The sequence below is a fragment of the Microbacterium sp. BF1 genome (assembly GCF_019279095.1).
In the GTDB taxonomy this organism is placed as follows: domain Bacteria; phylum Actinomycetota; class Actinomycetes; order Actinomycetales; family Microbacteriaceae; genus Microbacterium; species Microbacterium maritypicum.
On record NZ_JAGYWT010000728.1, the window covers coordinates 1 to 876 of the forward strand.

1 protein-coding gene and 1 pseudogene are annotated in these 876 nt (G+C 69.1%); both read left to right on the forward strand.

Features of this window, described 5'->3' with window-relative positions; genetic code table 11:
* Positions 1–195 (forward strand): annotated as a pseudogene (locus KZA10_RS16360) (hypothetical protein); the annotation flags it as partial.
* On the forward strand, positions 192–876 hold a 685-nt coding region (locus tag KZA10_RS16365; RefSeq protein WP_218683419.1), incomplete at its 3' end, for a ParB N-terminal domain-containing protein. The pseudogene KZA10_RS16360 and the gene KZA10_RS16365, both read left to right, overlap by 4 nt.

Here is an 876-nt window from a genome sequence, read left to right on the forward strand (position 1 = left end):
GTGAACAGCACCGCGTGGACAGCGCTGCTGAAGGCACTGCTCGGGCACCCCAGCCCGGCCTACGCCGCGACCGCTGCCGGGCGCGGCATCTTGCTCAGGCTGCTGATCGGCGAGAGCCTGCGCGCGCTGCTGCGCGACGACGATCTCGTGCTGATGATCTCGCTCGCGGCCCCAAAACGTGGGGGCCGGTCATGAGCAGGCATACCGGGCACATCGAACTCAACCGCACCGTCGAGTCCATCGTCGTCGGCAACCGTCACCGCACTGACTTGGGTGACCTGACCGCGTTGGCCGAGTCCATCGCCCGCGACGGCCTCCTGCAACCGCTGACGGTCACCATCGACGGGGTGCTGGTGTGCGGTGCGAGGCGGCTGGCCGCAATCAAGATGCTCGGCTGGCGCACGGTGAGCGTGTGGGTGCGCTCGGGCATCTCGGGCAGGCTCGGTCACCTGCTGGCCGAGCAAGACGACAACATGCTCCACAAAGACCTCACCCCGGTCGAGGCGGCTGCGCTCTACCGCGAGCTGAAGACCCTCATGGCCGAGGATGCCGCGCGCAGGCAGGCCGCGACACGGTTCAGCGCGGAGAACCAGCCCGGAAAGGACGGTGCGGGAAAGTTTCCCGCACCGTCCGAACCTGTGGGCCGTGCCAGCGAGCAAGCCGCCGCGATGATTCCCGGCGGCGCGTCGTACAAGACGCTCGACAAGATCGACTACCTGCGGCAAGTCACCGACGACCCCGACCTGCCCGCCACGGTGCGCGGCGACGCCGCTGCCGAACTCGAACGCATCGACGCCGGTGCCCCGGTGCATCCCGGCTTCGAGCGTATCCGCGCCGCCGTCACCGAGACCGCAAGCGAGACCACCGACCTGGAGG